Raw genomic sequence first — 26,260 nt, 5'->3', positions numbered from 1 at the left:
TTTGGATATTTAAAATTTATATAACCAATGGTAATGAGCGCCCAGGCCTGTTCAGTTGACCCAGCTCAATGAAAGCGTGAAGTTGTGAAAAATTCGTTAATTGCCCAGAGCCCCTCACCCCAACCTTCTCCCGGAGGGAGAGGGAGCTGATGGGTGGCGTTGCGCAAACCTGCTTTTGCTTTTAGTCCCTTCTCCCACTGGGAGAGGGCTAGGTTGAGGGGCCTTTGGGGTTACTCCGGCAATTCATACACCACGATCCGCTGCGCATCCATCTGATACCCCGCATCCGCCAGTTCGCTAGTGCTGGCCTTGACCTGCAGCGCGCCCACGATCCAGTACGGCTGGTACAACTCGTCGAGTTTGACCCCTTCCTTGCTGGTCACGTGCACGATCTGGTTCGACGGCGGTGGCGGTACATGGATGCAGGCACCGAAGTACGGCACCAGCAAAAAGTCCGTGGTGCGCCCGTCTTCGCTGACTTCAAGGGGCACGATATACCCCGGCAGGCGAATCAACTGGCCATCCAGCGCCGGGACCACCGGCGCATTGGGCAAGTCCTGCCTGGCTGCCGGGGCGGCTTCCATATTGCCCATCTGCGAGAGGTCATGCAGGGGCGTCATGTCCGGTGCTTCAGGCGGCGCATCCGCCGGGATCATTTCCGACCAGGTCAGCTCTTTCGGTTCGGCCGCCCACAGCGGCGTCGCAACCAGCAGTAACAGTGCCAGCAGCACGCGAGACATTGCAGACCTTTTCATAAATGTAAGCTCATAAACGAATGGACAGACCATCTGCCAGCGATTGTCGGTAGGCGCGCCAGGCAGGCACGCAGCCCATCAACAGGGCCGCTGCCAGAATACCGCCGAGCAGCGTCCATTCATATTCACTTGGCCACGCCAGTGGCAAATACAACCCGTAGTTCGATTGAACATAGCCTTGGGCCACGGCAATGCACACATACAACAGACCGACACCTGCGATCACTCCGGCGAGTGCCAGAGCCAGTGCTTCGAACACCAGTAACGTGGCGATATGCCAAGGGCGGGCGCCCACGGAGCGCAAGATCGCCATCTCGCGGCGCCGCTCATTGAGGCTGGTCAAGATTGCGGTGAGCATGCCGATCAGTCCGGTCAGTACCACAAACAGCGACACCACAAACAACGCTTTTTCAGCAGTGCTCATCAAGCTCCAGAGTTCCTGCAGGGCTACGCCGGGCAAAATCGCCATCATCGGCTCACCGCGAAAATCGTTGATCTCCCGTTGCAGGGCAAAAGTCGAAATTTTGCTGTTCAGGCCCAGCATGAACGCAGTAATGGCCTGGGGGGTTAGGTCCATATTGCGGGCCTGGTCAGCGCTGATACGCCCGGCACCGTGGGCGGGCACGCCGTTATGCCAGTCGATATGGATTGCTTCCATACCGCCCAGGCTGATATGCAGCGTGCGGTCCACCGGGGTACCGGTGCGCGCGAGAATGCCAACCACGGTGAACGGTTTGTCGTCGTGCTTGACCAGGCTGATCGCCGCCACGCCATGAGCCAGCACCAGTTTGTCGCCCAGTTTGTAATGCAGGGCATCGGCGACTTCGGCACCCAGTACCACTTCGAACGGATCGCTGGCAAAAGGACGACCGCTGGCCAGTTTCAGGTTTTGCTTGTGGCCGTACTGGTAGTGCTCGAAGTACGCCTCGCTGGTGCCCATCACCCGATAGCCGCGGTGCGAGTCGCCCAGGGACATGGGGATGGCCCATTTCACTTTCGGGTTGTTGGCGAAATGTTCAAAGCTGTCCCAACGAATATTGTTGGTGGCATTGCCGATGCGGAACACCGAATACAGCAGCAGATTGACCGAGCCCGAGCGGGCACCCACGATCAGGTCGGTGCCGCTGATGGTACTGGCGAAGCTGGCGCGGGCTTCGGTGCGGACCCGCTCCACGGCCAGCAGCAGGCACACCGACAGGGCAATGGCGAAGGCGGTCAGCAGTGCGGTAAAGCGGCGGTTGGCCAGGCTGGCCAACGCTAGACGAAACAGATACATCTCAGACCTCTACCGACAGGGCGGCGCGATTGAGTTCAGACAACGACAGGTTACGGTCGAACAGAGGGGCCAGGCTTTGATCGTGGCTGACAAACAAGAGGCTGGCACCCGCTTCACGGCATTCGGCAAACAGCAGCTGGATAAAGGCTTCGCGAGCGTCCGCGTCCAGTGCTGATGTGGGCTCGTCGGCAATCACCAGTTCGGGCTGACCGATCAGTGCGCGGGCGGCGGCAACACGCTGCTGCTGGCCGATGGATAACGAGTCTGCACGTCGCTCCAGCAGGGCCGGGTCTTTAAGGCCCAGATGGGCCAGCAGGGTTTGCGCGGCGTTATCCACACTGCCGTGGCGTTGCACGGCGCGGCTGGCACGCAGTTTGGAAAAGTGGCAAGGCAGCTCGACGTTCTCGCGAACCGACAAAAATGGCAGCAAATTGAATTGCTGGAAGATATAGCCCGTGTGGTCAACCCGGAAACGGTCACGGGCCCCGGAACCCAGCTCTCCCAGCTCCTGGCCGAGCAAGCGGATGCTGCCGCTGTTGGCTTTTTGCACGCCGCCAAGCAACCCCAGCAAAGTGGTTTTGCCACTGCCACTGGGGCCTTTGAGGAACAGGGTTTCACCTGCTTGCAGGCGAAACGCCGGAATATCCAGTAGCACGGGGTGCCCCGGCCAGCGGAAACTCAGGTCGCTCAGTTCGATAAGTGCTTGGGTCATTGGGGGAGGAGATCGCCTGGGAGTTGGTGGAAGTCTTTCTGTGGGAGCTGTTTAAAACTTCAGCACAGGTGCCTTGGCTGTCACTTCCACGGCTTGCTGACCGCTCGGGCCGATCAGTTGTACCTTGAATTTATGGGTGCCGGGGAATGTCTTGAAAAACTGCGCCAGATCCAGCGCTTTCAAAGCGTCCGGCGTGCTGCAGGTAAACGCATAGTGGGCTTCGATATCGCTGTGGTGGTGCTCGCCCTTGGCGCTGCCTTCTTCCGGCGCCGGTTCGAACAGCGGGCTTTTCAGTTCCTGCGCTTCAGCTGTGCAACCGGCGGCCTTGGGGATGCTGAACAGCACCAGTGGGTCTTCCAGTTGTTTGCGTACCGAGCTGACTTTGGCCTTGTCAGCATCAGTGGTAGCAACGTGTTCAAAGCCCACCAGGTTCATCGACGGGCCATCCAGGTCCAGTTCCAGGGTCTGGCCGTCGAGCGCGACATTCAAGCTGCCTACGCCATGTTCATGGGGCGCCAGGCTGCTGTGTTCATGGTCGTGATCATGATCGTCGGCGGCGTGAGCCATCGCCAGCGGCAACAAGGCAAACGGCAAAGCAAGAAGCAAACGGCGCATGGGAGCACTCCAGCAGAAATGTGAAAATATTGTTATGTGATCTTATAACAACTGTTGCGAGAGTTTGCCCGTGTGCTTGGCGTTACGCAAGGCGCGTGGGAGCATGGCTGCAAGAAAATTGAGGAGCACGACGATGGTGCGCATTCGCGGAACGATAGGCGACTGGCCGGTGGATTTGACGGTGGAGCTGGATGAGAGCGACTGGATAAAGCTGGGCGCGCAACTGCACGTCAGTGAAGCGCCGATCAGCCAGCCGCCCGCAAAACCTGCGAATCAGGATGATGCCGTGTGGGAAGCCACCAAGGATTTGCTGCGCAAGGCTGGACAGATCAGCGGGCCTGAATTGCTGGGGCAGCTTGAAGCGCTGACCGGCAGCACGGGCGCAGGCAAACGCTTGTTGGTGCGCCTGCGCCATTGTGCCGAGGTGAAAGTGGTTAGCGGTGCTGATTCGCCGATTTACAGCTGGGTTGACGTGGCGTAACAAAAACTCCCGTAGCAGCTGCCGAGGGACGAGGCTGCGTTCGGCAGCTACAGGAACACTGCAACTGTGGGAGCGAGCCTGCTCGCGAAGGTCGTTCGCGAGCAGGCTCGCTCCCACAATAGGGCTTGACCTGCAACAGAGTATCTACAGATATGTATCGGGGTTTAGTACAGCGCTGCAAACAGCTTGCGGCGGTAGGTGGTGACCAGCGGGTGATCATTGCCCAGCAAGTCGAACACCTGCAGCAGGGTCTTGTGGGTGATGCCTTCGTTGTAGCTGCGGTTGCGGGTGAACAGTTTCAGTAGCCCGTCCAGTGCGCCTTCATATTGCTGGCGTGCCAGTTGCTGGATTGCCAGTTGATACGCCGCTTCGTCGTCTTGCGGGTTTTGTGCCACGCGGGTCTTCAGGTCGGCCACATCCGGCAAGTCCGCTGCCTGGCGCAAGAACGTCAGTTGCGCCTTGGCCCCGGCCAGTTCGGCCTTGTGCTCGTCGCTCTTGACCGCATCCAGCACCGCTTGTGCTTCAGTCAGCTCGCCACGTTCAGCCAGGCAGCGGCCATACAGGATCAGCGCTTTGGCGTTGCTGTTGTCTTCAGTCAGGATGCTTTTGAGCAAGGCTTCAGCATCGGCAAAACGGCTTTCGGCAAACAGCGCCTGGGCTTGAACCAGCGGGTCTTCAACCGCAGCTTCAGGCATCACCACATGGGGCGCGAGCATGGCACGGATCGCTGATTCCGGCTGGGCTTCCTGGAAACCGTCGACCACTTTGCCGTCCTTGAACAGCACCACGGTGGGCAAGGTCTGAATGCCAATGCGGCCAACAATATCCTGCTCGACATCACAGTTGACCTTGGCCAGCAGCAGTTCGCCCTGATAGTCCTCGGCAATTTGCTCCAGGATCGGCAGCATCACCTTGCAGGGAGCGCACCACTCGGCCCAGAAATCCACCAGTACGGGTTGGTCGAATGAGGCCTGGACCACCAGCCTGTCGAAGTCAGTGGAGGTCACGTCGAAGCTGTAAGAAGGCGTAGGCTGATTCATTTCGTGTCTCGAAGCAGGTAAATAAGAGCAACTATAAAGGCTGGGCGCAGTGGCTGAAAGGCACAGGCTCGCGTTGTGCGTGATACAGGCTGACGTTGCGAAATTCGTGGGGCTCGGCCAGGTCGGGCAGGGTCAGGGCCTTGAGCATGGCCAGTTGCCGATAAAGCGGGTGCTTGAAGTCGCGTACGCGGGAATCGGCTACCAGGGTCTGCTGGCCGCGGCTAGGGAACTGATCCAGCAGCGGCAGGTTTTCGCGGTCGTAGAGCACATCAGCCACCAGGATCAGATCGAACCGGTCCGCCTCGGCAAAAAAATCGCTGGAGTAGCCCAGCGCGACATCGTTGAGCTGGGCATTGGCCCTGCAGGCCGCCAGTGCCAGCGGGTCAAGGTCACAGGCCACCACTTCCAGCGCCCCGGCCCTGGCTGCTGCAATCGCTGCAACGCCCGAACCGGCACCAAAATCCAGAACGCGCTTGCCCTTGACCCACTGCGGTTGCTCGGCCAGAAAGCGTGCGAGCGCCAGCCCGCTGGCCCAGCAAAAGGCCCAGTAGGGAGGTTCGTAGAGAATGCGCCGGGTTTCGTCGGGGGTGAAGGCGCGATCCATATTGTGGGCATCGATCAACCAGAGTTTGAGCGCGGTGCCGGGCAAGTCGGTCGCCACCAGCCGCGCATCACCCAGCAACTCGCTCAACGACTGCTGCAGGCCAAACGGTATATTCATGGTGCTTTGACGAAGGCCAGGGTACCCAGCGCCTGCGTGGTGGGCTGGTTGATGATCCGCGAAGGCAGATGCAGGATCAATTGCCCGGACTGGCTGGCGCGGCCGCGCAGCTCGACCCGCATCCCGGTCGGGAAGGCTTGCGGGTTGAAGCGCAGCTTGAAGGGCAGCGCCTGGCTGTTGCCGAGGATCTTGCTGCTGGCCATCAAGCCTTGGGGGCGGCCACGATCGTCAACGATCAGCATGGCCAGCTCGACCTCGGCGCCTGCCGGCACACCGGTCAGCACTCCGCTCAACTCGCGCTGATATGACGGCAGCGGGCCAAGGTCAGCCGGGGCATCGGTTTTTGGCTGCGTCAGCACTTGGGGCTGTGCCGATTTTGGCGGCTCACTGCTACAAGCGACCAGCAAACTGGCAAGGCACAGCAAAACAAGCGTTCGTAGCGGCATACACGGCTCCAGCGGCAGGTCAGTCGGTGTATCAGATTGTGTAAAAGATAGTAGCCCGTCTGTATACCGTAAAGCCTATGGCTTGTCTTGCCAGTGGGATGCGCTAACATGGCGCTCCCCATTTTTGTTGGCTGCCACCATGCACTGTCCCTTCTGCGGTGCCAACGACACTAAAGTCATCGACTCGCGTCTGGTTGCCGAGGGCGACCAGGTGCGCCGCCGGCGTGAATGCCTGGCCTGTGGTGAACGTTTCACCACCTTTGAAACAGCTGAGTTGGTATTACCCCGCCTTATCAAGCAGGACGGCAGCCGCCAGCCGTTCGATGAAGAAAAGCTGCGCGCCGGCATGCAGCGTGCGCTGGAAAAGCGCCCGGTGAGTGTCGAGCGTCTTGAAGCCGCGCTGGCCCGGATCAAGCACAAGCTGCGCGCCACTGGCGAACGCGAAGTCAAATCGCTGGTTGTTGGTGAACTGGTCATGGGCGAGCTGCAAAAGCTCGACGAAGTGGCCTATATCCGCTTTGCCTCGGTCTATCGACGTTTCCAGGACTTGAACGAGTTCCGCGAAGAGATCGACCGTCTTGCCCGTGAGCCTTCCAAAGAATGATCCAGTCCACAGAACAATCGATTTTAGACACCCATTACATGGCGCGGGCCATCGAGCTGGCGCGCAACGGGCTGTACACCACTCACCCCAACCCCCGTGTCGGTTGCGTCATCGTACGTGACGGGCAGATCGTCGGCGAAGGCTGGCATGTGCGCACCGGCGAGCCCCATGCCGAAGTCCACGCCTTGCGCGCGGCCGGTGAGCTGGCGCGGGGCGCCACGGCCTATGTCACCCTTGAGCCGTGCAGCCATCATGGGCACACCCCACCGTGCGCCGAAGGGCTGATTAGCGCAGGTGTGGCGCGTGTGGTTGCAGCCATGCAGGACCCCAACCCGGAAGTTGCCGGGCGTGGCCTCAAGCGTTTGGCCGATGCCGGTATTGAAGTGCGCAGTGGTGTGCTGGAAGCCGATGCCCGGGCGTTGAACCCTGGTTTTCTCAAGCGCATGGAACACGGCCTGCCGTTTGTACGGGTCAAAATGGCCATGAGCCTTGATGGCCGCACCGCGATGGCCAACGGCGAAAGCCAGTGGATCACCGGGCCAGAAGCGCGCTCGGCGGTGCAGCGCTTGCGGGCCCAGGCCAGTGTGGTGCTGACGGGTGCGGATACCGTGCTGGCCGATGGCGCCCGCCTGACCGTGCGCGGCCCTGAACTGGGCCTGAGCCCCGAGCTGACCGCGCTGGCGCTCAGTCGTCCGCCGTTGCGGGTGTTGATCGACGGGCGTTTGCGGGTGCCGCTGGATGCACCGTTCTTCAAGGCCGGGCCAGCGCTGGTTGCCACCTGCGTGCCGCCTGCCGAGCAATACCGTACCGGGCCCGAGTGCCTGGTGATCCACGGCGCCAATGGCCAGGTCGACCTGCGCAAGTTGTTGCAGGCGCTGGCCGCCCGCGGCGTCAACGAAGTGCTGGTGGAGGCCGGGCCGCGTCTGGCGGGGGCCTTTGCCGAGCAGGGGTTGGTGGATGAATACCAGATATTTGTCGCGGCCAAGTTTTTGGGCTCTACGGCGCGGCCATTACTGGAGCTGCCGCTGACCCATATGAGCGAAGCGCCATTGCTCAAAATTACCGACATGCGCGCGGTAGGCGATGACTGGCGAGTCACTGCCATACCTGTGCCGTCAGCGAGCGTATAATTCTCAGCCTTCGTGTTACGCAGGCTTTGTTCTCAAGGGGAACGCCATGTTTACCGGCATCATTGAATCCATCGGCAGCATCCGTGCATTGACCCCCAAGGGCGGTGATGTGCGAGTTTCCATCGACACCGGCAAGCTCGACCTGAGCGACGTCAAACTCGGCGACAGTATCGCCATCAATGGCGTGTGCCTGACCGCCGTTGAGCTGTCGGGCAACGGCTTTGCCGCTGACGTCAGCCGCGAGACCCTCGATTGCACCGCGTTCAACGACTTGAAAAGCGGCAGCCGGGTCAACCTGGAAAAGGCCCTGACCCCGACCACGCGCCTGGGCGGTCATCTGGTCAGCGGCCACGTTGATGGCGTGGGCGAGGTGATCTCCCGTGAGGAGAACGCCCGTGCCATCGAGTTCCGCATCCGTGCACCCAAAGAACTGGCCAAGTACATTGCCCATAAAGGCTCGATCACGGTCGACGGCACCAGCCTGACGGTGAACGCGGTCAATGGCGCCGAGTTCTCGCTGACCATCATTCCGCACACCCTGAGCGAAACCATCATGGGTGACTACCGTCCGGGTCGCCGGGTCAACCTCGAGGTCGATTTGCTGGCGCGCTACCTTGAGCGTTTGCTGCTGGGTGACAAAGCTGCCGAGCCGACCTCGGGTGGCATCAGCGAAAGTTTTCTGGCCGCCAACGGCTTTCTCAAATCCTGACGTAAGGGGGTGCCGCGTGGCGCTCAACAGCATCGAAGAACTGGTTGAAGATATCCGCCAAGGCAAGATGGTCATCCTTATGGATGACGAAGACCGCGAGAACGAAGGCGACCTGATCATGGCCGCCGAGTGTTGTCAGGCCGAGCACATCAACTTCATGGCGCGCTTTGCCCGTGGCCTGATCTGCATGCCGATGAGCCGCGAGCGTTGCGAACTGCTCAAGCTGCCGTTGATGGCACCGCGCAACGGTTCCGGTTTTGGCACCAAGTTCACGGTCTCGATCGAAGCGGCCACCGGCGTCACTACCGGCATCTCTGCCGCTGACCGCGCGCGCACCGTGCAAGCGGCGGCCGCCAAGGACGCCAAAGCCGAAGACATCGTCAGCCCGGGCCATATCTTCCCGTTGATGGCTCAAGCCGGTGGCACCCTGGCCCGCGCCGGCCACACTGAAGCCGCCTGTGATCTGGCGCGCATGGCCGGGTTCGAGCCAAGCGGAGTGATCTGCGAAGTGATGAACGACGATGGCACCATGGCCCGTCGCCCTGAACTGGAAGCTTTCGCGGCCGAGCACGGCATCAAGATCGGCACCATTGCCGACCTGATCCACTACCGCATGATTCACGAACGTACCGTTCAGCGGATTGCCGAGCAGCCACTGGACAGCGAACTGGGCCAATTCAATTTGGTGACCTATCGTGATTCAGTCGAAGGCGATGTGCATATGGCACTGACCCTGGGCAAGATCTGCGCCGAAGAACCGACCCTGGTGCGCGTGCATAACATGGACCCGCTGCGCGACCTGCTGATGGTCAAGCAGCCCGGCCGCTGGAGCCTGCGCGCCGCCATGAGCGCGGTGGCTGAGGCCGGCAGCGGTGTGGTGCTGTTGCTCGGTCACCCCCTGGATGGCGATGTATTGCTGGCCAATATCCGCGAAACGGCAGACCACGCGCCGGTGAAAAAACCGACCACCTACAGCATCGTCGGTGCCGGTTCGCAGATCCTGCGTGACCTCGGTGTACGCAAAATGCGCCTGATGAGTTCACCAATGAAGTTCAATGCCATATCCGGTTTCGATCTGGAAGTTGTAGAATACGTGCCCTCCGAATAAAGACCGGTCGTGTCCAGTCCGAATTCGTGGCCCAATATCCTAAAGAGCGCATGCAAATGCGCTCTGGCTCTTTAATACGAGACATACCGAATGACCCTGAAGACCATCGAAGGTACCTTCATCGCCCCCAAAGGTCGCTACGCACTCGTAGTTGGCCGTTTCAACAGCTTCGTCGTCGAAAGCCTGGTGAGTGGTGCCGTTGATGCCCTGGTTCGCCACGGTGTGAACGAAAGCGACATCACCATCATCCGCGCACCTGGCGCGTTTGAAATCCCGCTGGTCGCGCAAAAAGTTGCCCAGCGCAACGAATTCGCCGCCATCATCGCCCTGGGCGCCGTGATTCGTGGCGGTACTCCGCATTTCGAATACGTTGCTGGCGAGTGCACCAAGGGCTTGTCCCAAGTGTCCATGCAGTTCGGCGTACCGGTTGCCTTCGGCGTGCTGACCGTTGACTCGATTGAACAAGCCATCGAGCGCTCGGGCACCAAAGCTGGCAACAAAGGCGCAGAAGCTGCCTTGTCCGCCCTTGAAATGGTTAGCCTGTTGGCACAGTTGGAGGCCAAGTGATTTCCGACGAAAGCGATCGTTTCAACCCGCGCGACCCGAAACCTGCGGACGCTGGCAAGCCTTCCAAGAGCGCCAAGCGCCGTGAAGCGCGTCAACTCGCAACTCAGGCCCTGTACCAATGGCACATGGCCAAGCAGTCGCTGAACGAAATCGAAGCGCAATTCCGCGTCGATAACGACTTCTCCGACGTTGATGCTGCCTACTTCCGTGAAATCCTGCACGGCGTGCCTGCGCACAAAGGCGAGATCGATGCTGCCCTGGTTCCGTGCCTGGACATCACCATCGAAGAACTCGATCCGGTTGAGCTGTCTGTTCTGCGCCTGTCCACCTGGGAGCTGATCAAGCGTGTTGACGTGCCTTACCGCGTTGTGATCAACGAAGGCATCGAGCTGGCGAAAGTGTTCGGCTCCACCGACGGCCACAAGTTCGTCAACGGTGTGCTCGACAAATTGGCGCCACGCCTGCGTGAAGCTGAAGTAAAGGCTTACAAGCGCTAAACCGCGCTGTCGGCCATGGGCGAGTTTGAGCTGATCCGCAACTTCTTCGCTGCCGCGCCCTGTGCGCAGGGCGGCGAGGGTGTTGCCCTGGGTATTGGCGACGACTGCGCCCTGCTGGATGTTCCCTTCGGGGAACAGCTGGCGATTTCCACCGACACCCTGGTAGCCGGGGTGCACTTCGCAGATCCCTGCGACCCTTTCCTGCTCGGTCAGCGTTCGCTGGCAGTGGCGGCCAGTGATTTGGCGGCCATGGGGGCAACTCCTGTCGCATTTACCCTTGCCCTGACCCTGCCGACGTTTGACGCCGAGTGGCTGCAAACCTATGCCCGTGGTTTGAACCTGATGGCCCAGACCTGTGGCCTGCGCCTTATCGGTGGTGACACCACGCGCGGGCCATTGTGTCTGACCCTTACAGTTTTCGGGCGAGTGCCCACGGGCCATGCCCTGACCCGCAGCGGCGCGCGCCCCGGTGACCTGCTGTGTGTGGGTGGCGAGCTGGGCAATGCGGCCGGGGCGTTGCCGTTGGTGCTGGGGCAGCGCACCGCGGCATCGATGATCGGCGAACCGTTGCTGGCCCATTACTGGTCGCCACAACCGCAGTTGGCGCTGGGCCAGGCCCTGCGTGGTAAAGCCACCTCGGCGCTGGATATTTCCGATGGCCTGCTGGCCGATTGCGGGCATATCGCGGCGGCGTCGAAGGTGGGGCTGGCGATTGAACTCGACCGGGTGCCGGTCTCGCTGGCGCTGGAAGAGTTCCTGGGCGAGGCGGGAGCGCAACAGGCAGCGTTGAGCGGCGGGGATGACTATGTACTGGCGTTTACCTTGCCTGAGGTTGAGGTGCCGACCCTGCTGGCCGATGGCTGGCCTATCCATGTGATTGGTCGCGTGGTTGAAGGGCAGGGCGTCACGCTGCTGGATGACGAAGGCCTGGACATTACTCCGGCAGTCCACGGCTATCAGCATTTTCGTGCGTGACCCTGTGGGAGCGGGCTTGCTCGCGATGGCAGCGCCACGTTCAGCCTGATACACCGCATCGCCTGTTTCGCGAGCAAGCCCGCTCCCACGGGGCCTGTGTAGCGTAAGTCATCAAACTTTTAGATATTTATCCTCGGTAATTCAGCCTAAGCGTCTGTAGGAACCTCCTGTTACAATGTCGCCTCTGCGAATTTCCAGTACTCAAACTGATCAGGAGCACACGGTGCCTGTCGTTTTCGTTGCCGCTTGCAAATTACCCACCCCCTTTGCCGAGTTCACTATGCATGGCTTCCTTGAGAAGGCCACGGGTCGTGAACACGTTGTGCTCAGTTTGGGCGACGTTACAGACGGTGCGCCGGTTCTGGGGCGTGTGCATTCCGAATGCCTGACCGGTGACGCCCTGTTCAGCCAGCGCTGCGACTGCGGCTCGCAGCTTGAAGCCGCCTTGCAGGCCATTGCCCGCGAAGGTCGTGGCGTATTGCTGTACCTGCGTCAGGAAGGCCGTGGCATCGGCTTGCTCAACAAAATCCGTGCCTACGAGTTGCAAGATGGCGGCGCCGATACCGTTGAAGCCAACGAGCGCCTCGGCTTTGCCGCCGACCAGCGCGATTACGCCATTTGCCTGCCGATGCTGGAGCACGTAGGCGTGCATTCGCTGCGCCTGATGACCAACAATCCGCGCAAGGTCAAAGCCCTGACTGACATGGGCATCACCGTGGCCGAGCGTGTGCCGCTGCACACCGGGCACAACCCGCACAACAAGCTGTACCTGGCGACCAAAGCCAACAAGCTAGGGCACATGATGGGTAACCAGCATCAGAGCGAGGCTGACCCGGCATGACCCGTGGCCAGCGTCGTCGGCGCCTGAGTTTCAGTTGGTGGCAACAGCTGCTGCTGACCCTGCTGCCTCTGGTGCTGGTCTGCTGGTTTTTCGGCAGCGCCGAGCCGTTGCTGCCTGAGCTGGCAATGCCGTTATTTATTGCGGGCGTGGCTTCGATGTTCGTCACCCTGCGCACGTTCGGGCCTTACAAACATGGCCTGATCAATCTGCAGAAAGCCCTCAACACCCCACAGGAACCTGCAGCCTGGGATGAGCTGGCGCGTGCACGTCAGCGGTCCCTGCTAGCGGCGGGGCTGCCCACCTGGATTGCCACGCTGGCGGTGTTTGTCGGGCTTGAAGGCGTACCGCTATTGCTGCTGGTACTGTCAACGCTGGTGCTGTTTTACCTCTATCGCGTCCCCCGCCAGGTAGGCTGATGCGCGTCTGGCTGGCAGCTCTGTTGCTGACTGTCAGCTTTTCTGCCCAGGCTGTCAGCCGCGTGGTGAGCCTGTCACCGTCCCTTTCTGAAATGGTTGTCGAACTCGGCGCCGCCGATTTGATGGTGGGGCGTCTGGAAGCAGGGGAGCCGTTACCTGAGCTTGCCGACGTGCCTTCTGTGGGCCGCTACGGGCAACTGGACATGGAGCGTCTGCTCAGCCTGCAACCCGACCTGCTTTTGCTTTGGCCAGGCAGTGTGGGTGTTGCCCAGCGCGAGCAATTGCGTAACCTGAATATCCCCACCTTCACCGCCGAACCGGCAAGCCTCGATCAACTGGCCGATCAGGTTGAAGCCCTGGCCATCGCCCTGGGTCGCCCGCAGCGTGGAAGGGAGCTGGCAACGCAACTGCGCCAACGTCTGGCACAACTGCGTGAACAGTACCGGACTGACGTGCCTGTGCGGGTGTTTTATCAGGTGTGGGATCAGCCGCTGTACACCATCGGCGGCGGGCAAATCATCAGTGATGCGCTGGCAGTGTGCGGAGCAAGCAATGTGTTTGACCACCTCAAACTGCCGGCGCCGCAGGTTGGTATAGAGTCTGTGTTACAGCGTAATCCTGAGGTGATTATCGCCGGCACCCAGGCGCAGCTGGATGCCTGGAAAGCCTGGCCGCAGATCGATGCGGTCAAGCATGGGCGTTTGCTGCTATTGGCCGACAAGGGCCTGGAGCGTCCGAGCGGGCAGATGCTGGAAGCGACGGCCAGATTGTGTGAGCAATTACAGAGATAAAAATTATCTGTGGGAGCGGGCTTGCTCGCGATGCAGGTGATGCGCAGTGTCAGGTAAGTCGCGGTGATGCTATCGCGCTCCCACAGGTTTAGAACGTCGGCGTCCAGGTAATTGCCAGCTGCAGCGAGCGCCGTTCTTCGCGGTAGCCATAGTAGTTGCCGTCATAGCTGTACAGCGCGCGGGTGAAGCTTTTGTCCAGCAGATTATCGACCTTCAGGTCGAGCCGCACTTCTGAGCTGGCCTGCCAGTTGCCGCGTAATCCCAGCAAGCCATAACCGCCAACGGGCTGCTTGTTGTCTTCATCATTGAAGCTGCTGCTCACCGCTTGCCAGCTGGCGCCGACACCTACCTTGTCAAATTGCCGATCCAGATCCAGGCTCAAGGTACGGCGTGCGCGTCGGCTCAGGGTATGGCCGGTATCACGATCGCGCGGGTCAATAATCGCGATACCCAGGCTGCTCTGCCAGCCGAACCATTCTTGCTGCAACGCGCTTTCGAAACCGGTGATCCGTGCTGCGCCGATGTTCTGCTGAATAAAGTCGGCATCGGCCACAATCGCGTCGCGAATATCGGTGCGATACAGCGAGGTTTCCAGGCGACTGGTCTCACTTAGCTGACTGCGCCATTGCAGCTCGTAGCTTTTTGAGTATTCCGGCTTGAGATCGGGATTGCCGAACTGCGGGTAGTACAAGTCATTGAACGTCGGTGCGCGAAACCCTTCACTGTAAGTCAGCATAACGTCGTTGTCGGCGTTCAGCGGCACCGTCAGGCTGGCGCTCCAGGTGTTGTGGCTGCCAAATTGCTGGTTCTGGTCGTGACGCAGGCCCAGCTCGGTCGAGAAGTACTCGCCGTGGAAGCGGTGCTGAACAAACGCGGCGCGGTTCCAGCGGCTGTCTTCCTCGAAAACGGTGCTGCTGCGTACCCGGTCTTGATAGGCGTCGGCGCCGAGGATCAGGCTGTTTTGATCGTCCAGCGTCAGGTTGTTCTGCCAGTTCAGCGAGTCGCGATAGGTGTTGAAGCTGTAGATCTCGGCGCTGAGTTTGTCCCGGGTTTTTTCACGGTTTTCGCTGTGGCCCAGCTCCAGGCGCGAGTTCCAGCGTTCGTTCAGTTGCGCGTCGATAAAACTGCCGACGCTGCTGATATCAAAATCGCTGTAGAGCTGTTGGCCACTGACAGTCTGGGTCTGCGGGTCCCAGCGCCCGAACGAATTGTCGAGTTCGGTCTTGCCGACGTTTTTCATGGCCGTCAGGCCAATTTCAAGCTCTTGGTTCAGGTAGTGGCTCAGGTTCAGGCTCAGTGACTTGTTGCGATAGGCGTCGTGGTCGCTGTCGCTGGGGAAGGATTCGTGGGTGCGGTTGATCCCGGCGGTTTGTTCCAGGCTGCCACTGAGGTTGTAGCGCGTTTGCCCGTCGCCACCGGAGATGCCCAGGCTGTTTTGCGAGCTGCCATAACTGCCCACTGCACTATGCAGGCGAAGCTGCGGGGCTTGATCGGCACCGCGTCGGGTGAAAATCTGGATCACACCGCCAATCGCATCGCTGCCGTAGATCACCGAGCGCGAGCCGCGCAGCACTTCAACCCGCTCGATCTGATCGATATTGAGGTACTGCAGATTGCTGTCGGCCGAAGTGGCATTGGCCATGCGCTGGCCGTCGACCAGCACCAGGCTTTGCGCCGACTTGGTGCCGCGAATGTAAATCCCCGGCAAACCGCCGCGTCCACCGCTGCGGGCCACTTGTACACCGGGTACCCGGCCGAGCAAGTCGGTCAGGCTGGTGGGTTGCAGGCGGTCGATATCGTCACGGGTGAACACGCTGTTGGCGCTTGTGCTGTCCGAGCGAGCCTCGACCTGGCGATTGCCGGTGATCAGGGTCTGCGGGAGTTTGAGCGCATCTTCGCGCTCCAGCGGCTCTGCAAGCAAAGGGCAGGCGGGGATAAAACCGAGGATCAGGGCAAGACGAAGGTGTTTCATGGTGTCTCAACAGGGTGTTGGGCGGATCGTAGCAGCTGCCGTAGGAACGAGGCTGCGTCCGGTGGCGTAGCCACCGTAAACCATGCCTCGCGGTGTATCAGTATCACCGAGGGGGGCGGATTTACGATCGCTTCGCAATCGAACGCAGCCTGCGGCAGCTGCTACGAAATCGCGCAGACCAAGTGGCTCAGAGCCCCAGGAGTTCCATGCGCTGACGTACCGAGGCTTCGATACCTGCCGCATCCAGGCCGCATTCGGCCAGCATCTGGCTCGGTTTGGCATGTTCGACGTAAATATCCGGCAAGCCCAGGTGCAGCACAGACTTGAGCACGTTTTCACGGGCCAGGAACTCGCTGACGCCGGCGCCTGCGCCGCCCATGACAGCGTTCTCTTCGATGGTCACCAGCAGCTCATGGCTGGCAGCCATTTCGCGAACCAGCTCTTCATCCATCGGCTTGACGAAGCGCATGTCGACCACGGTGGCGTCGATTTTTTCTGCCACTTGCAGGGCTTCTGCCAGTTGCACGCCGAATACCAGCATGGCGACTTTCGAACCCTGGCGACGAATCACGCCCTTGCCGATTTCCAGCGGCTTGAGGTTTTTTTCGATCACTGCGTTCGGGCCTGTGCCGCGAGGGTAACGCACTGCCGCCGGGCCGTTGTACAGGTGGCCGGTGGTGAGCATTTTGCGCAGTTCGTTCTCATCGCTCGGGGTCATGATAAGCATGCCCGGGATGCAGCGCAGGAACGACAGATCGAAGCTGCCAGCGTGGGTCGGGCCGTCTTCGCCCACCAGGCCGGCACGGTCGATGGCGAACAGCACGTCAAGATTCTGCACCGCGACGTCATGCACCAGCTGGTCGTAACCGCGCTGCAGGAACGTCGAGTAAATTGCCACTACCGGCTTGGAGCCTTCGCAGGCCATGCCGGCAGCAAAGGTCACGGCATGTTGCTCTGCAATCGCCACGTCGAAATAGCGCTTTGGATACCGCTCGCTGAACGCAATCAGATCCGAGCCTTCTTTCATGGCCGGGGTGATGCCCACCAGGCGCTCATCGGCAGCGGCCATGTCGCACAGCCACTCGCCAAACACGGCGGAGTATTTGGGCCCGCTGGGTGCCTTCGGTGCAGCTTTCGGAGCATTGAGCGGTTCGAGCTTGGTGATGGCGTGATAGCCGATCGGGTCCGCTTCGGCCGGAGCGAAGCCCTTGCCTTTTTTGGTGACGATATGCAGAAACTGCGGCCCTTTGAGGTCGCGCATATTGCGCAGCGTCGCGATCAAGGTCGGCAGGTCGTGGCCATCGATCGGGCCGATATAGTTCCAGCCCAACTCTTCGAACAGGGTGCCGGGTACCAGCATGCCCTTGGCGTATTCTTCTGTGCGCCGCGCAATTTCCCACGCACCAGGCAGACGCGAGAGCACCTTTTTGCTGCCTTCGCGCATGCTTGCATAGGTGCGGCTCGACAGGATCTTGGCCAGGTAGTTGGACAAACCACCAACATTGCGCGAGATCGACATGTCGTTGTCGTTGAGGATCACCAGCATGTTGGCGTCGACTTCGGGGGCGTGGTTCAACGCCTCAAACGCCATGCCCGCAGTCAATGCGCCGTCACCGATCACGGCAATCGCCTTGCGCTCGCTTTTTTGCAGGCGGGCGGCAATGGCCATGCCCAGCGCTGCGCTGATCGAGGTGCTGGAGTGGCCGACACCAAAGGTGTCGTACTCGCTCTCGGCACGACGCGGGAAAGCGGCAATGCCGTCTTTCTGACGCAACGTTGCCATCTGCTCGCGACGGCCCGTGAGGATTTTATGCGGATACGCCTGATGGCCCACGTCCCACACCAGCCGGTCGTCCGGGGTGTCGAACACGTAGTGCAACGCGATGGTCAGCTCAATGACACCCAGGCCGGCACCGAAATGCCCGCCCGTCTGGCCGACGGTATAGAGCAATTCCAGGCGCAACTCATCGGCCAGGGTTTCCAGCTCGGCTTCTGCCAGGCGGCGCAGGCCCGCAGGCGTGCCTGCCCGGTCAAGCAGGGGCGTAGTCGGACGGTTGCGGGGAATCTCTTGAAACGTCGTTGGCATCAGGCGAATCGTTATAGGTATAAGAAGAGGCGGCAGTTTACCTTATGGAACGTAAGCTGCCCACGCAGTCTGGCATTCGTTCGTAAGACCTTGGCATTAGAGCTGTCAGAAAACGTTACTGAGCAGCGCCCTTTAGTGGCGTCGCTCAACGATATAACGTGCCAGTTCACGCAGCGGTTCGGCGGCTGCATCAAAATGTCGCAGGGCGTTGAGCGCCTGGTCGCGCAGCTCAAGCGCATAGCCTTTGGCCTGCTCCAGCCCCATCAGGGCGGGGTAGGTCGGTTTGTCCCGTGCTATGTCGGCCCCCTGGCGTTTGCCCAGAGTTGCGGTATCGCTTTCAACATCCAGAATGTCGTCCTGAACCTGAAACGCCAGGCCAATGGCCCGTGCATAAACGCTCAGTGCGTGCAGGTTGTCTTCGTTTGCATGACCGCTGGCCAGGGCGCCCAGTTGCACGCTGGCTTCGATCAGGGCGCCGGTCTTGTGCCGGTGCATGTATTCCAGCGCGGCCTGGTCAAGCTTGAGCCCCACCGAACCGAGGTCGATCGCTTGCCCGCCGACCATGCCCGCCGGGCCTGCAGCAAAAGCCAGGGCCGTGACCATGCGCAAACGGGTGTCGGCGTCCAGGTTGCTCAGGCGCGGGTCGAGCAAAGCGCTGAACGCCAGGCTTTGCAGGCCGTCGCCCGCCAGAATGGCGCAGGCTTCGTCGAACGCTTTGTGGGTGGTTGGCTGGCCGCGACGCAGATCGTCATCGTCCATTGCGGGCAAGTCGTCGTGCACCAGCGAATAGGCGTGGATCAATTCCACGGCACAGGCCGCGCCATTGGCTTGCTCAGGTGTACTGCCGAGGGCTTCGCAGGCGGCATAGGCCAGCAGCGGGCGAACCCGTTTGCCGCCATTCATGACGCTGTAGCGCATGGCCTCATAAAGACGGGCCAGCTCGGGAGCCGGAGCGACAAACAGGCTTTCAAGCGCCGCATTGACACGGGCCTGGCTGCTGATCTGGTAAGCATCAATCATTCGGACTGTTCCGCATCAAAAGGCTCTTGTGCCAGCTCACCGTCACGCTCAAGCAGGATCTGTACTTTCTGCTCGGCCTGGGCCAGTGCGCCCTGGCAATCACGGGTCAGGCGGATGCCTTGTTCGAAGGCGGTCAGGGAATCTTCCAGCGACAGCTCGCCATTTTCCAGACGCTCGACCAGTGTTTGCAGGTCAGCGAGTGACTGTTCGAAATCCGGGGAAGCTTTTTTGCGGGCCATGGCGGCATTCTCGGTAGGCGTTAAAACCGGCTGACACTAGCAGACGGCGGGTTTTGGGGCAAATCGACAGGGCGCCCATGTATCCAGGTGAGGGGGTTTTCACTTGTCGCTACTAAACGAGTGGGTGGCAGCCGTACGCAGGTTAGTCGACCGGTGCATCCGGAACCCGGCGCGCCACAAGGGCGCCCTGCGCACGGCCACCATAAAACACAGGCCGTAAAAAGCACCTTGCGGAAGTGTTGCCTTGCGCCGGATTACAGATCGGGCGACTAAACCCGACCGCTGATTTTGCAGCGATGGCCCGAGACTATTTCCCGAGTTTGGCAGGCGCAAGCGAACGGGATTTTTCTCGGAAGTTTCACGAGAATGAAAGCGAAGTGTCGTACGAAAAGACCGAATTTAAAGGCTTATGTTGTGTGCCCTGCCAGCGATTGGATCTGTGCACTGCAGATGTTTCGAGCACGCTGGCGTGGTCACGAGAGAAAAAGCCATGAGTGAAACTCCTGTTGGTTTGAGTGCGCAGCCCGAGGGCTACAGTGACTGGTTGAGCGATCTTAAAGGCCGCATTCATGGCGCCCAGCAGCGCGCCACGTTGGCGGTGAACCGCGAGCTGGTACTGCTGTACTGGCAAATCGGTCACGACATTTTGACCCGCCAGACACAGCAAGGTTGGGGCACGAAAGTGATTGAGCGTCTGGCGCTGGATCTGCGCGCAGCCTTCCCGCACATGAAAGGTTTCTCGCCACGCAACCTCAAATATATGCGTGCCTTTGCCCAGGCATGGCCTGACACAGCAATTGTGCAAGAGGTGCTTGCACAATTGCCCTGGTATCACCAATTGGCGTTGCTGGACAAACTCCCCGGCCCAGAAACCCGCCGTTGGTATGCGGCCAAGGCCATCGAACACAACTGGTCGCGAAATACGCTGGTCATGCAGATCGAGGGTCGTTTACTGGAGCGCAGTGGCAAGGCCGTGAGCAATTTTGAAAACTTCTTGCCCAAACCCCAGTCCGATTTGGCCCGTGAGTCGTTGAAAGATCCCTACCGTTTCGACTTTCTTGGACTCGGCGCTGATGCGCACGAGCGAGAGATAGAAACTGCTCTAGTCAGGCATGTCACCGACTTTTTGCTGGAGCTGGGCGCAGGTTTTGCCTTCGTCGGCAAACAAGTGCTTTTGAATGTGGGAGGTGACGAGTTTTTCATCGATCTGCTGTTCTACCACCTCAAGCTGCGCTGCTATGTAGTGGTTGAACTCAAGGCCGGTAAATTCAAACCGGAGCACCTTGGGCAGTTGGGTTTTTATCTGGCCGCCGTGGATGGGCAGGTCAAGGATCCTCAGGACAGCCCCACCATCGGCCTGTTGCTGTGCTCCAGCAAGAACAAGGTGGTGGCCGAGTACGCCTTGCGCGATAACACCCGGCCCATCGGCGTGGCCGAGTACCAGTTGGTAGAGTCACTGCCAGCAGAGTTGCAGACCAGTTTGCCCAGCATCGAACAGATCGAACGCGAACTGGCGGGTGATGGCGTCGCTATCGAGGAGTGTCGAGTGAACGAGGATTATTTCAGGCATTAAAAAGCCGGCTTGTGGCCGGCTTCTCGGGGGCGGGTTTGGCTTATTTTTGGTAAGCCGTACTCGCCTTCAATCGGGACATCCAGCGCGTTGTGGCTGGGTGTGGGGCGTAGCGGCTTTTTGCTGCCTGGCCCTGCATTCCGGCTCGCGTGCCGCGAGGGGGAGTGCACAAGTGCGACGAATCATACTGGGGTTTGAGTACTTTTCCCAGACCTAAGGTTGTTCGTCCAGTTTGTAAGGCACTGGCGGGCGTCGCTGGCTAAGCGTGGACCACCAGAATACCCAGCCCAGTATCCGTATCTGCTGCGCATGGACTTCTGTTGCGTCAAAGACTTCGTCCGGATACTCCAGGCAGTTGTGGCTGCGGATGCGCAGGCCGTTGTTGGGCAGGCGGTAGAGGTATTTGATGCGCAGCATGCCATCCTGCTCGAGCGCGTAGATTTCACCGTCGACGATTTGGGTCAGGCTGCGGTCGATGGCGACTGTGGAACCATCCTGGATCCTGTGCGCCATGCTGTTGCCAATCATGGGTGCGCAAATGGCCTGGTCGGGGCTGACATCCAGGGCCTGCAGGGTCGAGCAACTGAGCCGCACGGTGCAATCAGGAATTTTCACCACATGGGTTTTGCCTGATCCGTCGGGGTGCAAGGTTTCGTTGTAGAAGGGCGCGTCAATATCGCAGGCATTAGCCGGTTTGGGCTGTCCGGTCTGGGCAGGCGATTTTTCATCGTTGCTGCTGACAAGGCCCGGATGCTTGACGCCCTCGCCGGTACGTAGCCAGCGGCTGTTGACGCACAGCAGTTCGGCGATTTCGTCCAGGCGAGCCATCGGAATGCCCCGTTTGAACCAGTTGTTGACGTGCTGCGGCGTAACGCGGCGATTGGCTGCGAAGTCCGAAGCGGTTAAATGGCACTCCCGCAGGAGGGCTTTCAGGCGATCACCGGATGTATTCATGAACACAGAGTCTACGGGCAAGCCAAGCCTGTTTAAATAAACTAAGCGTTCAAAAAAAAACGGTAAAACCAGAAAATTCCTAGACTTGCAGCGATATTTCCTACTGGCATTGACTGGGCATTTTGCGCGCCGTAAACAGGCTGTTTTATTGCGTTTATGCAGGCATAAAAAAACCCCGGCGAGCCGAGGTTTTTTTTAACCGCTTGCTTAGCCTTTGTAGGCCGCAACCGATTTGGTGATTTCGGCGCGGGCAGCTTCAGCATCGCCCCAACCTTCGATCTTCACCCATTTGCCTTTTTCGAGATCTTTGTAGTTCTCGAAGAAGTGCTGGATCTGCTGGATCAGCAGGGGTGGCAGGTCGGTGTACTCTTTCACGTCAACGTACAGCTGGGACAGCTTGTCGTGAGGCACTGCAACCACTTTGGCATCGCCGCCGCCGTCGTCAGTCATGTGCAGGATGCCAACCGGGCGAGCACGGATAACCGAGCCTGGAGCTACCGGGTAAGGGGTAACCACCAGCACGTCCAGCGGATCACCGTCGTCAGCCAGGGTGTTAGGGATAAAACCGTAGTTGGCCGGGTAGAACATCGGGGTGGCCATGAAGCGGTCAACGAACAGGCAATCGCTGTCTTTGTCGATTTCATATTTGATCGGCGCGTGGTTAGCCGGAATCTCGATAGCGACGTAGATGTCATTCGGCAGGTCTTTGCCAGCCGGAATCTTGCTGTAGCTCATTGGGCGGTGCCCCCGTTAGTAGGCCAGTTTGTTTGGCCGATTTGGCCAAAAAGTGGCGGCGATTATAGGCGTATTCCTATAAGGACGTCACCCTTGGGCGATCAGTGCTGCGCGCGGTATTCGGGGTGTTCGCTTTGCAGCTGCTTGAGGCGTGCCAGCGTGTCCTGACGATAAAACAGGCTCAGTTGTTGATAGACCAGCGGGTAGGCATGGTTCAACAGGTCGGGTGCGCTGAAAAAGTACTCGCTGGTGACCGCAAAAAACTCCGCCGGGTTTTCGGCGGCATAGGGGTCGATAGGCGCGTGGTCGGGGTTGTGGTGGTCGAGGTAGTGATTGAGATGGTCGTAGGCCTGTTGCATGGCCTGGGTCCAGTCACTGACATGCATGCTGCTGTGCAAGGGCGGCATGCCATTCGCGGCACCATTGAGCATGTCCAGCTTGTGCGCCAGTTCGTGGATGACCAGGTTGTAGCCTTCCCAGCCACCGCTGGCCAGAACGCCCGGCCATGCCAGAACGACCGGCCCATGCTGCCAGGCTTCACCGCTGTGATGGCCTTCCCATTCATGCTCTACACCGCTGGAATCGCGATGGCGCTGGGGGCTGACGAAGTCGTCGGGGTAGAGCACGATTTCGTGAAAGCCCTGGTACCAGTCCAGGTCACCCAGGTTGAGCAGCGGCAATTGCGCCTGAGCGGCCAGCAACAGCCGGCCCTCTTCGGTCAGCTCAACCCCGGGCATGGGGGTGAGGTGCTTGGCTTGCAGAAACAATACGCTGCTGTCGCGCAGCCATTTGTCCTGCTCGTCATTCAGCCCGTCGAGAATGCTCAGATGCTGGCGCACGTTGTGCCATACGTCAGGCGTTACCGGGTGCTGCGCAAGGATTCGCTGGCGCCGCCATTCACTTAGAGACCACATGGTGGTGTCTCCCGATCAGGCTTTGGCTTTGGCTGGAGTACGGCCCAGACGGCTGCGGATCACGCCAATAATCATCGGTACCAGCGACAGCAGAATGATGCCCACCACCAGCAGCGACAGGTTCTTCTTGATAAATGGCACATTGCCGAAGAAATAACCCAGAGTGACCAGGCCGCCAACCCACAGGATGGTGCCGAATACGCTGAACATAAAGAAGCGCGGGTAGAACATGCGCGCCACACCGGCAACAAACGGAGCGAAGGTGCGGAAAATCGGCAGGAAACGGGCCATGGTTACGGTTTTACCGCCATGACGCTCATAGAAGTCGTGGGTTTTTTCCAGGTAGTCGCGACGGAAGATTTTCGAATTCGGGTTGCTGAACAAGCGCTCGCCTGCCGTTCGTCCGATAACGTAGTTGGTGCTGTCGCCCATGATCGCAGCCAGCATCAGCAAGCCTGCGAGCAGTACCGGGTCCATGCCGCCGCCGGCAGCTACGGCGCCCGCGATAAAGAGCAGCGAATCACCCGGCAAAAACGGCATGACCACCAGACCGGTTTCGCAAAAAATCACCAGAAACAGGATGGCGTAGATCCATGGCCCGTAATTGTTTACCAGCATGTCGAGGTACACATCGAGGTGCAGGATAATGTCGATCGGGTTGAAATCCATGTGAAGCACCTGTGTTGATGACCCGGCTCTGCAGGTCTGTGCGGGTAGGGATGCGTAGTTAACTACAACAATTGTAGTTTTTTCGTACTTTTTTGAAGAACCGGATTATACGGATTGAGACGAATTCTGCAGTGTGAGTTTGTAGCGAAGCGTGTATTGGTAGTCAAAAGCCGTAGCAGCAGCCTCGTTCCTTCGGCAGCTACTACGCAGAGTTAATCGCCCTTGAGCAGAAAGTTTTCGCTGGGCGCCTCGACATCCAGGGTCTGCACCTGGGCTTCATCCTTCAGATTCACTCCCGATAATTGCCGCCGGCAGGCTTCGCGCATCAGGTACGCCAGCCGATGAGCGGCCATGCCGTAGCTCAGGCCTTCAAGCCGTACATTGGAAATACAGTTGCGATACGCATCGGTCAGGCCGATTTTCGGCGCGTAGGTGAAGTACAGCCCCAGGCTGTCGGGGGAGCTGAGCCCGGGGCGTTCGCCGATCAACATCACCACCATGCGTGCGCCCAGCAGTTCGCCAATTTCATCGGCCACGGCAACTCGCCCCTGCTCTACCAGAATCACCGGCGACAGCGACCAGCCTTCAGTCGCCGTGTGCTCTTCCATGCGCGCCAGGAAGGGCAAGGTGTGGCGATGCACGGCCAGTGCCGACAAGCCATCCGCTACCACCACGGCGACATCGATGCCGCCGGGGTTGGCCGCTGCGTAGTCGCGCAATTGCTGCGCAGAGTCGTCGTTGAGCTTGCGTCCCAGATCCGGGCGTTGCAGGTAGCTGTGGCGGTCAGCCGCGGCACTTTGCAGCAGCAGGCTCTCGCGCCCGCGCTCGGTTAACTGTGCACTCAGGCCGGGGTGATCAAACGGCAAATGCACCGCATCCCGGGCCTGGGCATGGGCGAATTGAAAGTCGAGTTGGGCCTGGGTCGGCATGCTGGTGCCGGTGCGTCCCAGGGCAATACGTGCGGGGGTCAGGCGGCGCAGCTCCAGCCACGGGTTAAGGTTGTCGGCCATGCCTAGCGTCCTCCCAAATGAGCCAGCGCCTGGCGAAATGCAGGTGGCAGTTGATGGCCGAACTCGATGCGGCCATCGTTCTGAGTAAAAATGCCCACCTTGCTGAGCCACTGTTCAAACTCTGGGGCGGGTTTTAACCCCAGGGTTTTGCGGGCATACAGGGCGTCATGGAACGACGTGGTCTGATAGTTGAGCATGATGTCGTCCGACCCCGGGATGCCCATGATGAAGTTGATCCCGGCCACCCCCAGCAATGTCAGCAGGGTGTCCATGTCGTCCTGGTCCGCTTCGGCATGGTTGGTGTAGCAGATATCACAGCCCATGGGCACACCCAGCAGCTTGCCGCAGAAGTGGTCCTCAAGGCCGGCGCGGATGATCTGCTTGCCGTTGTACAGGTACTCGGGGCCGATAAAACCGACTACGGTATTGACCAGAAACGGCTTGAAATGCCGTGCCACGGCGTAGGCGCGGGTTTCACAGGTTTGTTGATCCACGCCGAAATGGGCGTTGGCCGACAGCGCGCTGCCCTGACCTGTTTCGAAATACATCAGGTTATTGCCCAGAGTCCCGCGATTAAGGCTCAAGCCTGCGTCATAGCCTTCCTGCAGCACATTCAGGTTGATGCCAAAACTGGCGTTGGCGGCCTCGGTGCCGGCAATGGACTGAAATACCAGATCCAGCGGCACGCCGCGATTGATGGCTTCGATCGAGGTGGTGACGTGGGTCAGTACGCAGGACTGGGTGGGGATTTCATAGCGCTGGATGATGGCGTCGAGCATGTTCAGCAGGTCGCAGATCGAGGCAATGCTGTCAGTGGCCGGGTTGATGCCGATCATGGCATCGCCGTTGCCGTAGAGCAGCCCGTCGAGAATGCTGGCGGCAATGCCGGCCGGGTCATCGGTGGGGTGGTTGGGTTGCAGGCGTGTCGAAAGTCGGCCGCGCAGGCCCATGGTGCCGCGAAACCGGGTAACCACACGGATCTTTTGCGCGACCAGAATCAGGTCCTGTACGCGCATGATCTTCGACACGGCGGCGGCCATTTCCGGGGTCAGGCCCGGCGCCAGGGCCCGCAGGCTGTCCTCGCTGGCTGCGTCGCTGAGCAGCCAGTCGCGAAAGCCACCGACGGTCAGGTGGCTGACCGGGGCGAAGGCTTGAAGATCATGGCTGTCGATAATCAGCCGGGTGACCTCATCGGTCTCGTAGGGGATCAGAACTTCTTGCAGAAAATAGGCGAGCGGGATGTCAGCCAGCGCCATTTGCGCGGCCACCCGTTCGCCGTCGTTTTGCGCAGCCACGCCGGCCAGAAAATCCCCGGAACGGGCCGGGCCAGCCTTGGCCATTACATCTTTAAGGCTATCGAAACGGTAGGTCTGAGTGCCAACCGCATGTGAGAACGTTGCCATACAG

At 59.9% G+C, this 26,260-nt stretch carries 29 protein-coding genes; 12 read left to right on the top strand and 17 right to left on the bottom strand.

Going from position 1 to position 26,260, the window contains the following annotated elements:
• Window positions 1-230: 230 nt before the first annotated feature.
• From EQV96_RS13765 to EQV96_RS13750, 4 genes are read right to left on the bottom strand one after another with little or no spacing between them, the layout of a single operon-like run.
• Window positions 231-755: a DUF3299 domain-containing protein gene (locus tag EQV96_RS13765; RefSeq protein ID WP_094999475.1), complete on the bottom strand. Its 525-nt coding sequence runs from the start codon at window positions 753-755 to the stop codon at window positions 231-233.
• Window positions 756-765: 10 nt separating this feature from the next.
• On the bottom strand, window positions 766-2,031 hold the full coding sequence (locus tag EQV96_RS13760) for an ABC transporter permease (protein WP_095019069.1): 1,266 nt from the start codon (window positions 2,029-2,031) through the stop codon (window positions 766-768).
• 1 nt (window position 2,032) lies between these two features.
• Complete coding sequence (locus tag EQV96_RS13755) at window positions 2,033-2,743, bottom strand: ABC transporter ATP-binding protein (RefSeq protein WP_095019068.1); 711 nt, start codon at window positions 2,741-2,743, stop codon at window positions 2,033-2,035.
• A gap of 51 nt (window positions 2,744-2,794) precedes the next feature.
• Entirely contained in the window at window positions 2,795-3,358 is a 564-nt protein-coding gene (locus EQV96_RS13750; RefSeq protein WP_095019067.1) for a DUF2796 domain-containing protein, read from the bottom strand.
• Window positions 3,359-3,491: 133 nt separating this feature from the next.
• On the opposite strand from EQV96_RS13750, the gene EQV96_RS13745 reads away from it, so the two are divergent.
• The gene (locus EQV96_RS13745; RefSeq protein WP_094999471.1) at window positions 3,492-3,839 is read left to right on the top strand and encodes a hypothetical protein; all 348 of its coding nucleotides are present in this window, start codon (window positions 3,492-3,494) and stop codon (window positions 3,837-3,839) included.
• 164 nt (window positions 3,840-4,003) lie between these two features.
• On the opposite strand, the gene trxA is transcribed toward EQV96_RS13745, so the two are convergent.
• From trxA to EQV96_RS13730, 3 genes are read right to left on the bottom strand one after another with little or no spacing between them, the layout of a single operon-like run.
• Window positions 4,004-4,879, bottom strand: a complete 876-nt coding sequence (gene trxA / locus EQV96_RS13740; RefSeq protein ID WP_094999470.1) for a thioredoxin — start codon at window positions 4,877-4,879, stop codon at window positions 4,004-4,006.
• Window positions 4,880-4,910: 31 nt separating this feature from the next.
• Entirely contained in the window at window positions 4,911-5,600 is a 690-nt protein-coding gene (locus EQV96_RS13735) for a 50S ribosomal protein L11 methyltransferase (protein ID WP_094999469.1), read from the bottom strand.
• Window positions 5,597-6,046, bottom strand: a complete 450-nt coding sequence (locus tag EQV96_RS13730) for a hypothetical protein (protein WP_094999468.1) — start codon at window positions 6,044-6,046, stop codon at window positions 5,597-5,599. The genes EQV96_RS13735 and EQV96_RS13730 overlap by 4 nt, the downstream gene beginning before the upstream one ends.
• A gap of 139 nt (window positions 6,047-6,185) precedes the next feature.
• On the opposite strand from EQV96_RS13730, the gene nrdR reads away from it, so the two are divergent.
• From nrdR to EQV96_RS13680, 10 genes are all read left to right on the top strand, one after another.
• Entirely contained in the window at window positions 6,186-6,650 is a 465-nt protein-coding gene (nrdR, locus tag EQV96_RS13725; protein WP_029611200.1) for a transcriptional regulator NrdR, read from the top strand.
• Window positions 6,647-7,780: a bifunctional diaminohydroxyphosphoribosylaminopyrimidine deaminase/5-amino-6-(5-phosphoribosylamino)uracil reductase RibD gene (ribD, locus tag EQV96_RS13720; RefSeq protein WP_165446500.1), complete on the top strand. Its 1,134-nt coding sequence runs from the start codon at window positions 6,647-6,649 to the stop codon at window positions 7,778-7,780. The genes nrdR and ribD overlap by 4 nt, the downstream gene beginning before the upstream one ends.
• Before the next feature lie 46 nt (window positions 7,781-7,826).
• Window positions 7,827-8,489: a riboflavin synthase gene (locus EQV96_RS13715; protein ID WP_086795767.1), complete on the top strand. Its 663-nt coding sequence runs from the start codon at window positions 7,827-7,829 to the stop codon at window positions 8,487-8,489.
• A 16-nt stretch (window positions 8,490-8,505) separates the two neighbouring features.
• Window positions 8,506-9,597: a bifunctional 3,4-dihydroxy-2-butanone-4-phosphate synthase/GTP cyclohydrolase II gene (ribBA, locus tag EQV96_RS13710; protein ID WP_094999467.1), complete on the top strand. Its 1,092-nt coding sequence runs from the start codon at window positions 8,506-8,508 to the stop codon at window positions 9,595-9,597.
• Between the two features lie 90 nt (window positions 9,598-9,687).
• Window positions 9,688-10,164 carry a 6,7-dimethyl-8-ribityllumazine synthase gene (ribE, locus tag EQV96_RS13705; protein ID WP_003444275.1) on the top strand — a complete coding sequence of 159 codons (477 nt, stop codon included), beginning with the start codon at window positions 9,688-9,690 and terminating at the stop codon, window positions 10,162-10,164.
• Complete coding sequence (nusB, locus tag EQV96_RS13700) at window positions 10,161-10,661, top strand: transcription antitermination factor NusB (protein ID WP_095019065.1); 501 nt, start codon at window positions 10,161-10,163, stop codon at window positions 10,659-10,661. Before ribE ends, nusB begins: the two co-directional genes overlap by 4 nt.
• A 15-nt stretch (window positions 10,662-10,676) precedes the next feature.
• Entirely contained in the window at window positions 10,677-11,636 is a 960-nt protein-coding gene (thiL, locus tag EQV96_RS13695) for a thiamine-phosphate kinase (RefSeq protein WP_095019064.1), read from the top strand.
• Window positions 11,637-11,859: 223 nt separating this feature from the next.
• A complete protein-coding gene (gene ribA, locus EQV96_RS13690) occupies window positions 11,860-12,477 on the top strand; it encodes a GTP cyclohydrolase II (RefSeq protein WP_165446501.1) in 618 nt (205 codons plus the stop codon).
• Window positions 12,474-12,893 carry an MFS transporter gene (locus EQV96_RS13685; RefSeq protein ID WP_240882120.1) on the top strand — a complete coding sequence of 140 codons (420 nt, stop codon included), beginning with the start codon at window positions 12,474-12,476 and terminating at the stop codon, window positions 12,891-12,893. The genes ribA and EQV96_RS13685 overlap by 4 nt, the downstream gene beginning before the upstream one ends.
• Window positions 12,893-13,684 (top strand): cobalamin-binding protein, encoded by a 792-nt coding sequence (locus EQV96_RS13680; protein WP_240882119.1) that lies wholly within the window; start codon window positions 12,893-12,895, stop codon window positions 13,682-13,684. The genes EQV96_RS13685 and EQV96_RS13680 overlap by 1 nt, the downstream gene beginning before the upstream one ends.
• 88 nt (window positions 13,685-13,772) lie before the next feature.
• On the opposite strand, the gene EQV96_RS13675 is transcribed toward EQV96_RS13680, so the two are convergent.
• The 4 genes from EQV96_RS13675 to EQV96_RS13660 form a co-directional block, all read right to left on the bottom strand.
• Window positions 13,773-15,656 carry a TonB-dependent receptor gene (locus tag EQV96_RS13675; RefSeq protein WP_095020963.1) on the bottom strand — a complete coding sequence of 628 codons (1,884 nt, stop codon included), beginning with the start codon at window positions 15,654-15,656 and terminating at the stop codon, window positions 13,773-13,775.
• Between the two features lie 187 nt (window positions 15,657-15,843).
• Window positions 15,844-17,742, bottom strand: a complete 1,899-nt coding sequence (gene dxs, locus EQV96_RS13670) for a 1-deoxy-D-xylulose-5-phosphate synthase (protein ID WP_240882118.1) — start codon at window positions 17,740-17,742, stop codon at window positions 15,844-15,846.
• Between the two features lie 132 nt (window positions 17,743-17,874).
• Window positions 17,875-18,762: a (2E,6E)-farnesyl diphosphate synthase gene (ispA, locus tag EQV96_RS13665; RefSeq protein WP_153327130.1), complete on the bottom strand. Its 888-nt coding sequence runs from the start codon at window positions 18,760-18,762 to the stop codon at window positions 17,875-17,877.
• A complete protein-coding gene (locus EQV96_RS13660; RefSeq protein ID WP_019824297.1) occupies window positions 18,759-19,001 on the bottom strand; it encodes an exodeoxyribonuclease VII small subunit in 243 nt (80 codons plus the stop codon). The genes ispA and EQV96_RS13660 overlap by 4 nt, the downstream gene beginning before the upstream one ends.
• 490 nt (window positions 19,002-19,491) lie before the next feature.
• On the opposite strand from EQV96_RS13660, the gene EQV96_RS13655 reads away from it, so the two are divergent.
• Window positions 19,492-20,574, top strand: coding sequence for a PDDEXK nuclease domain-containing protein (locus EQV96_RS13655; protein WP_094999458.1), 1,083 nt, complete (start codon window positions 19,492-19,494; stop codon window positions 20,572-20,574).
• A gap of 210 nt (window positions 20,575-20,784) precedes the next feature.
• Here the strand turns inward: EQV96_RS13655 and EQV96_RS13650 are convergent, their stop codons facing one another.
• The 6 genes from EQV96_RS13650 to EQV96_RS13625 form a co-directional block, all read right to left on the bottom strand.
• Window positions 20,785-21,525, bottom strand: coding sequence for an XRE family transcriptional regulator (locus EQV96_RS13650; RefSeq protein WP_094999457.1), 741 nt, complete (start codon window positions 21,523-21,525; stop codon window positions 20,785-20,787).
• 207 nt (window positions 21,526-21,732) lie between these two features.
• Complete coding sequence (gene ppa, locus EQV96_RS13645; RefSeq protein ID WP_016779241.1) at window positions 21,733-22,260, bottom strand: inorganic diphosphatase; 528 nt, start codon at window positions 22,258-22,260, stop codon at window positions 21,733-21,735.
• 101 nt (window positions 22,261-22,361) lie between these two features.
• The gene (locus tag EQV96_RS13640; protein WP_094999456.1) at window positions 22,362-23,174 is read right to left on the bottom strand and encodes a M90 family metallopeptidase; all 813 of its coding nucleotides are present in this window, start codon (window positions 23,172-23,174) and stop codon (window positions 22,362-22,364) included.
• A gap of 15 nt (window positions 23,175-23,189) precedes the next feature.
• On the bottom strand, window positions 23,190-23,843 hold the full coding sequence (locus EQV96_RS13635) for a DedA family protein (RefSeq protein ID WP_094999455.1): 654 nt from the start codon (window positions 23,841-23,843) through the stop codon (window positions 23,190-23,192).
• 212 nt (window positions 23,844-24,055) lie between these two features.
• The gene (eutC, locus tag EQV96_RS13630; protein WP_240882117.1) at window positions 24,056-24,853 is read right to left on the bottom strand and encodes an ethanolamine ammonia-lyase subunit EutC; all 798 of its coding nucleotides are present in this window, start codon (window positions 24,851-24,853) and stop codon (window positions 24,056-24,058) included.
• A 2-nt stretch (window positions 24,854-24,855) separates the two neighbouring features.
• Window positions 24,856-26,256: an ethanolamine ammonia-lyase subunit EutB gene (locus EQV96_RS13625; RefSeq protein ID WP_094999453.1), complete on the bottom strand. Its 1,401-nt coding sequence runs from the start codon at window positions 26,254-26,256 to the stop codon at window positions 24,856-24,858.
• Window positions 26,257-26,260 lie beyond the last annotated feature (4 nt).

Origin of the sequence: Pseudomonas sp. TMW22080, from assembly GCF_022496745.1 — a bacterium.
Taxonomy (GTDB): Bacteria; Pseudomonadota; Gammaproteobacteria; order Pseudomonadales; family Pseudomonadaceae; genus Aquipseudomonas; species Aquipseudomonas bubulae.
The sequence above is the reverse complement of the archived record's forward strand: the minus strand, read 5'-3'. Positions and strand labels throughout refer to the sequence as shown.

Excerpts from the sequence above, each read along its gene's own strand:
- EQV96_RS13675 (WP_095020963.1), bottom strand. The coding sequence starts at position 15,656 with ATGAAACACCTTCGTCTTGCCCTGATCCTCGGTTTTATCCCCGCCTGC.
- trxA (WP_094999470.1), bottom strand. The coding sequence starts at position 4,879 with ATGAATCAGCCTACGCCTTCTTACAGCTTCGACGTGACCTCCACTGAC.
- ispA (WP_153327130.1), bottom strand. The coding sequence starts at position 18,762 with ATGATTGATGCTTACCAGATCAGCAGCCAGGCCCGTGTCAATGCGGCG.
- EQV96_RS13730 (WP_094999468.1), bottom strand. The coding sequence starts at position 6,046 with ATGCCGCTACGAACGCTTGTTTTGCTGTGCCTTGCCAGTTTGCTGGTC.
- dxs (WP_240882118.1), bottom strand. The coding sequence starts at position 17,742 with ATGCCAACGACGTTTCAAGAGATTCCCCGCAACCGTCCGACTACGCCC.
- EQV96_RS13635 (WP_094999455.1), bottom strand. The coding sequence starts at position 23,843 with ATGGATTTCAACCCGATCGACATTATCCTGCACCTCGATGTGTACCTC.
- EQV96_RS13715 (WP_086795767.1), top strand. The coding sequence starts at position 7,827 with ATGTTTACCGGCATCATTGAATCCATCGGCAGCATCCGTGCATTGACC.
- EQV96_RS13660 (WP_019824297.1), bottom strand. The coding sequence starts at position 19,001 with ATGGCCCGCAAAAAAGCTTCCCCGGATTTCGAACAGTCACTCGCTGAC.
- EQV96_RS13655 (WP_094999458.1), top strand. The coding sequence starts at position 19,492 with ATGAGTGAAACTCCTGTTGGTTTGAGTGCGCAGCCCGAGGGCTACAGT.
- EQV96_RS13750 (WP_095019067.1), bottom strand. The coding sequence starts at position 3,358 with ATGCGCCGTTTGCTTCTTGCTTTGCCGTTTGCCTTGTTGCCGCTGGCG.
- ppa (WP_016779241.1), bottom strand. The coding sequence starts at position 22,260 with ATGAGCTACAGCAAGATTCCGGCTGGCAAAGACCTGCCGAATGACATC.
- EQV96_RS13685 (WP_240882120.1), top strand. The coding sequence starts at position 12,474 with ATGACCCGTGGCCAGCGTCGTCGGCGCCTGAGTTTCAGTTGGTGGCAA.
- EQV96_RS13760 (WP_095019069.1), bottom strand. The coding sequence starts at position 2,031 with ATGTATCTGTTTCGTCTAGCGTTGGCCAGCCTGGCCAACCGCCGCTTT.
- EQV96_RS13640 (WP_094999456.1), bottom strand. The coding sequence starts at position 23,174 with ATGTGGTCTCTAAGTGAATGGCGGCGCCAGCGAATCCTTGCGCAGCAC.
- EQV96_RS13650 (WP_094999457.1), bottom strand. The coding sequence starts at position 21,525 with ATGAATACATCCGGTGATCGCCTGAAAGCCCTCCTGCGGGAGTGCCAT.
- EQV96_RS13625 (WP_094999453.1), bottom strand. The coding sequence starts at position 26,256 with ATGGCAACGTTCTCACATGCGGTTGGCACTCAGACCTACCGTTTCGAT.
- EQV96_RS13735 (WP_094999469.1), bottom strand. The coding sequence starts at position 5,600 with ATGAATATACCGTTTGGCCTGCAGCAGTCGTTGAGCGAGTTGCTGGGT.
- EQV96_RS13745 (WP_094999471.1), top strand. The coding sequence starts at position 3,492 with ATGGTGCGCATTCGCGGAACGATAGGCGACTGGCCGGTGGATTTGACG.
- EQV96_RS13765 (WP_094999475.1), bottom strand. The coding sequence starts at position 755 with ATGAAAAGGTCTGCAATGTCTCGCGTGCTGCTGGCACTGTTACTGCTG.
- ribE (WP_003444275.1), top strand. The coding sequence starts at position 9,688 with ATGACCCTGAAGACCATCGAAGGTACCTTCATCGCCCCCAAAGGTCGC.
- EQV96_RS13680 (WP_240882119.1), top strand. The coding sequence starts at position 12,893 with ATGCGCGTCTGGCTGGCAGCTCTGTTGCTGACTGTCAGCTTTTCTGCC.
- eutC (WP_240882117.1), bottom strand. The coding sequence starts at position 24,853 with ATGGCCGACAACCTTAACCCGTGGCTGGAGCTGCGCCGCCTGACCCCC.
- thiL (WP_095019064.1), top strand. The coding sequence starts at position 10,677 with ATGGGCGAGTTTGAGCTGATCCGCAACTTCTTCGCTGCCGCGCCCTGT.
- ribD (WP_165446500.1), top strand. The coding sequence starts at position 6,647 with ATGATCCAGTCCACAGAACAATCGATTTTAGACACCCATTACATGGCG.
- nrdR (WP_029611200.1), top strand. The coding sequence starts at position 6,186 with ATGCACTGTCCCTTCTGCGGTGCCAACGACACTAAAGTCATCGACTCG.
- EQV96_RS13755 (WP_095019068.1), bottom strand. The coding sequence starts at position 2,743 with ATGACCCAAGCACTTATCGAACTGAGCGACCTGAGTTTCCGCTGGCCG.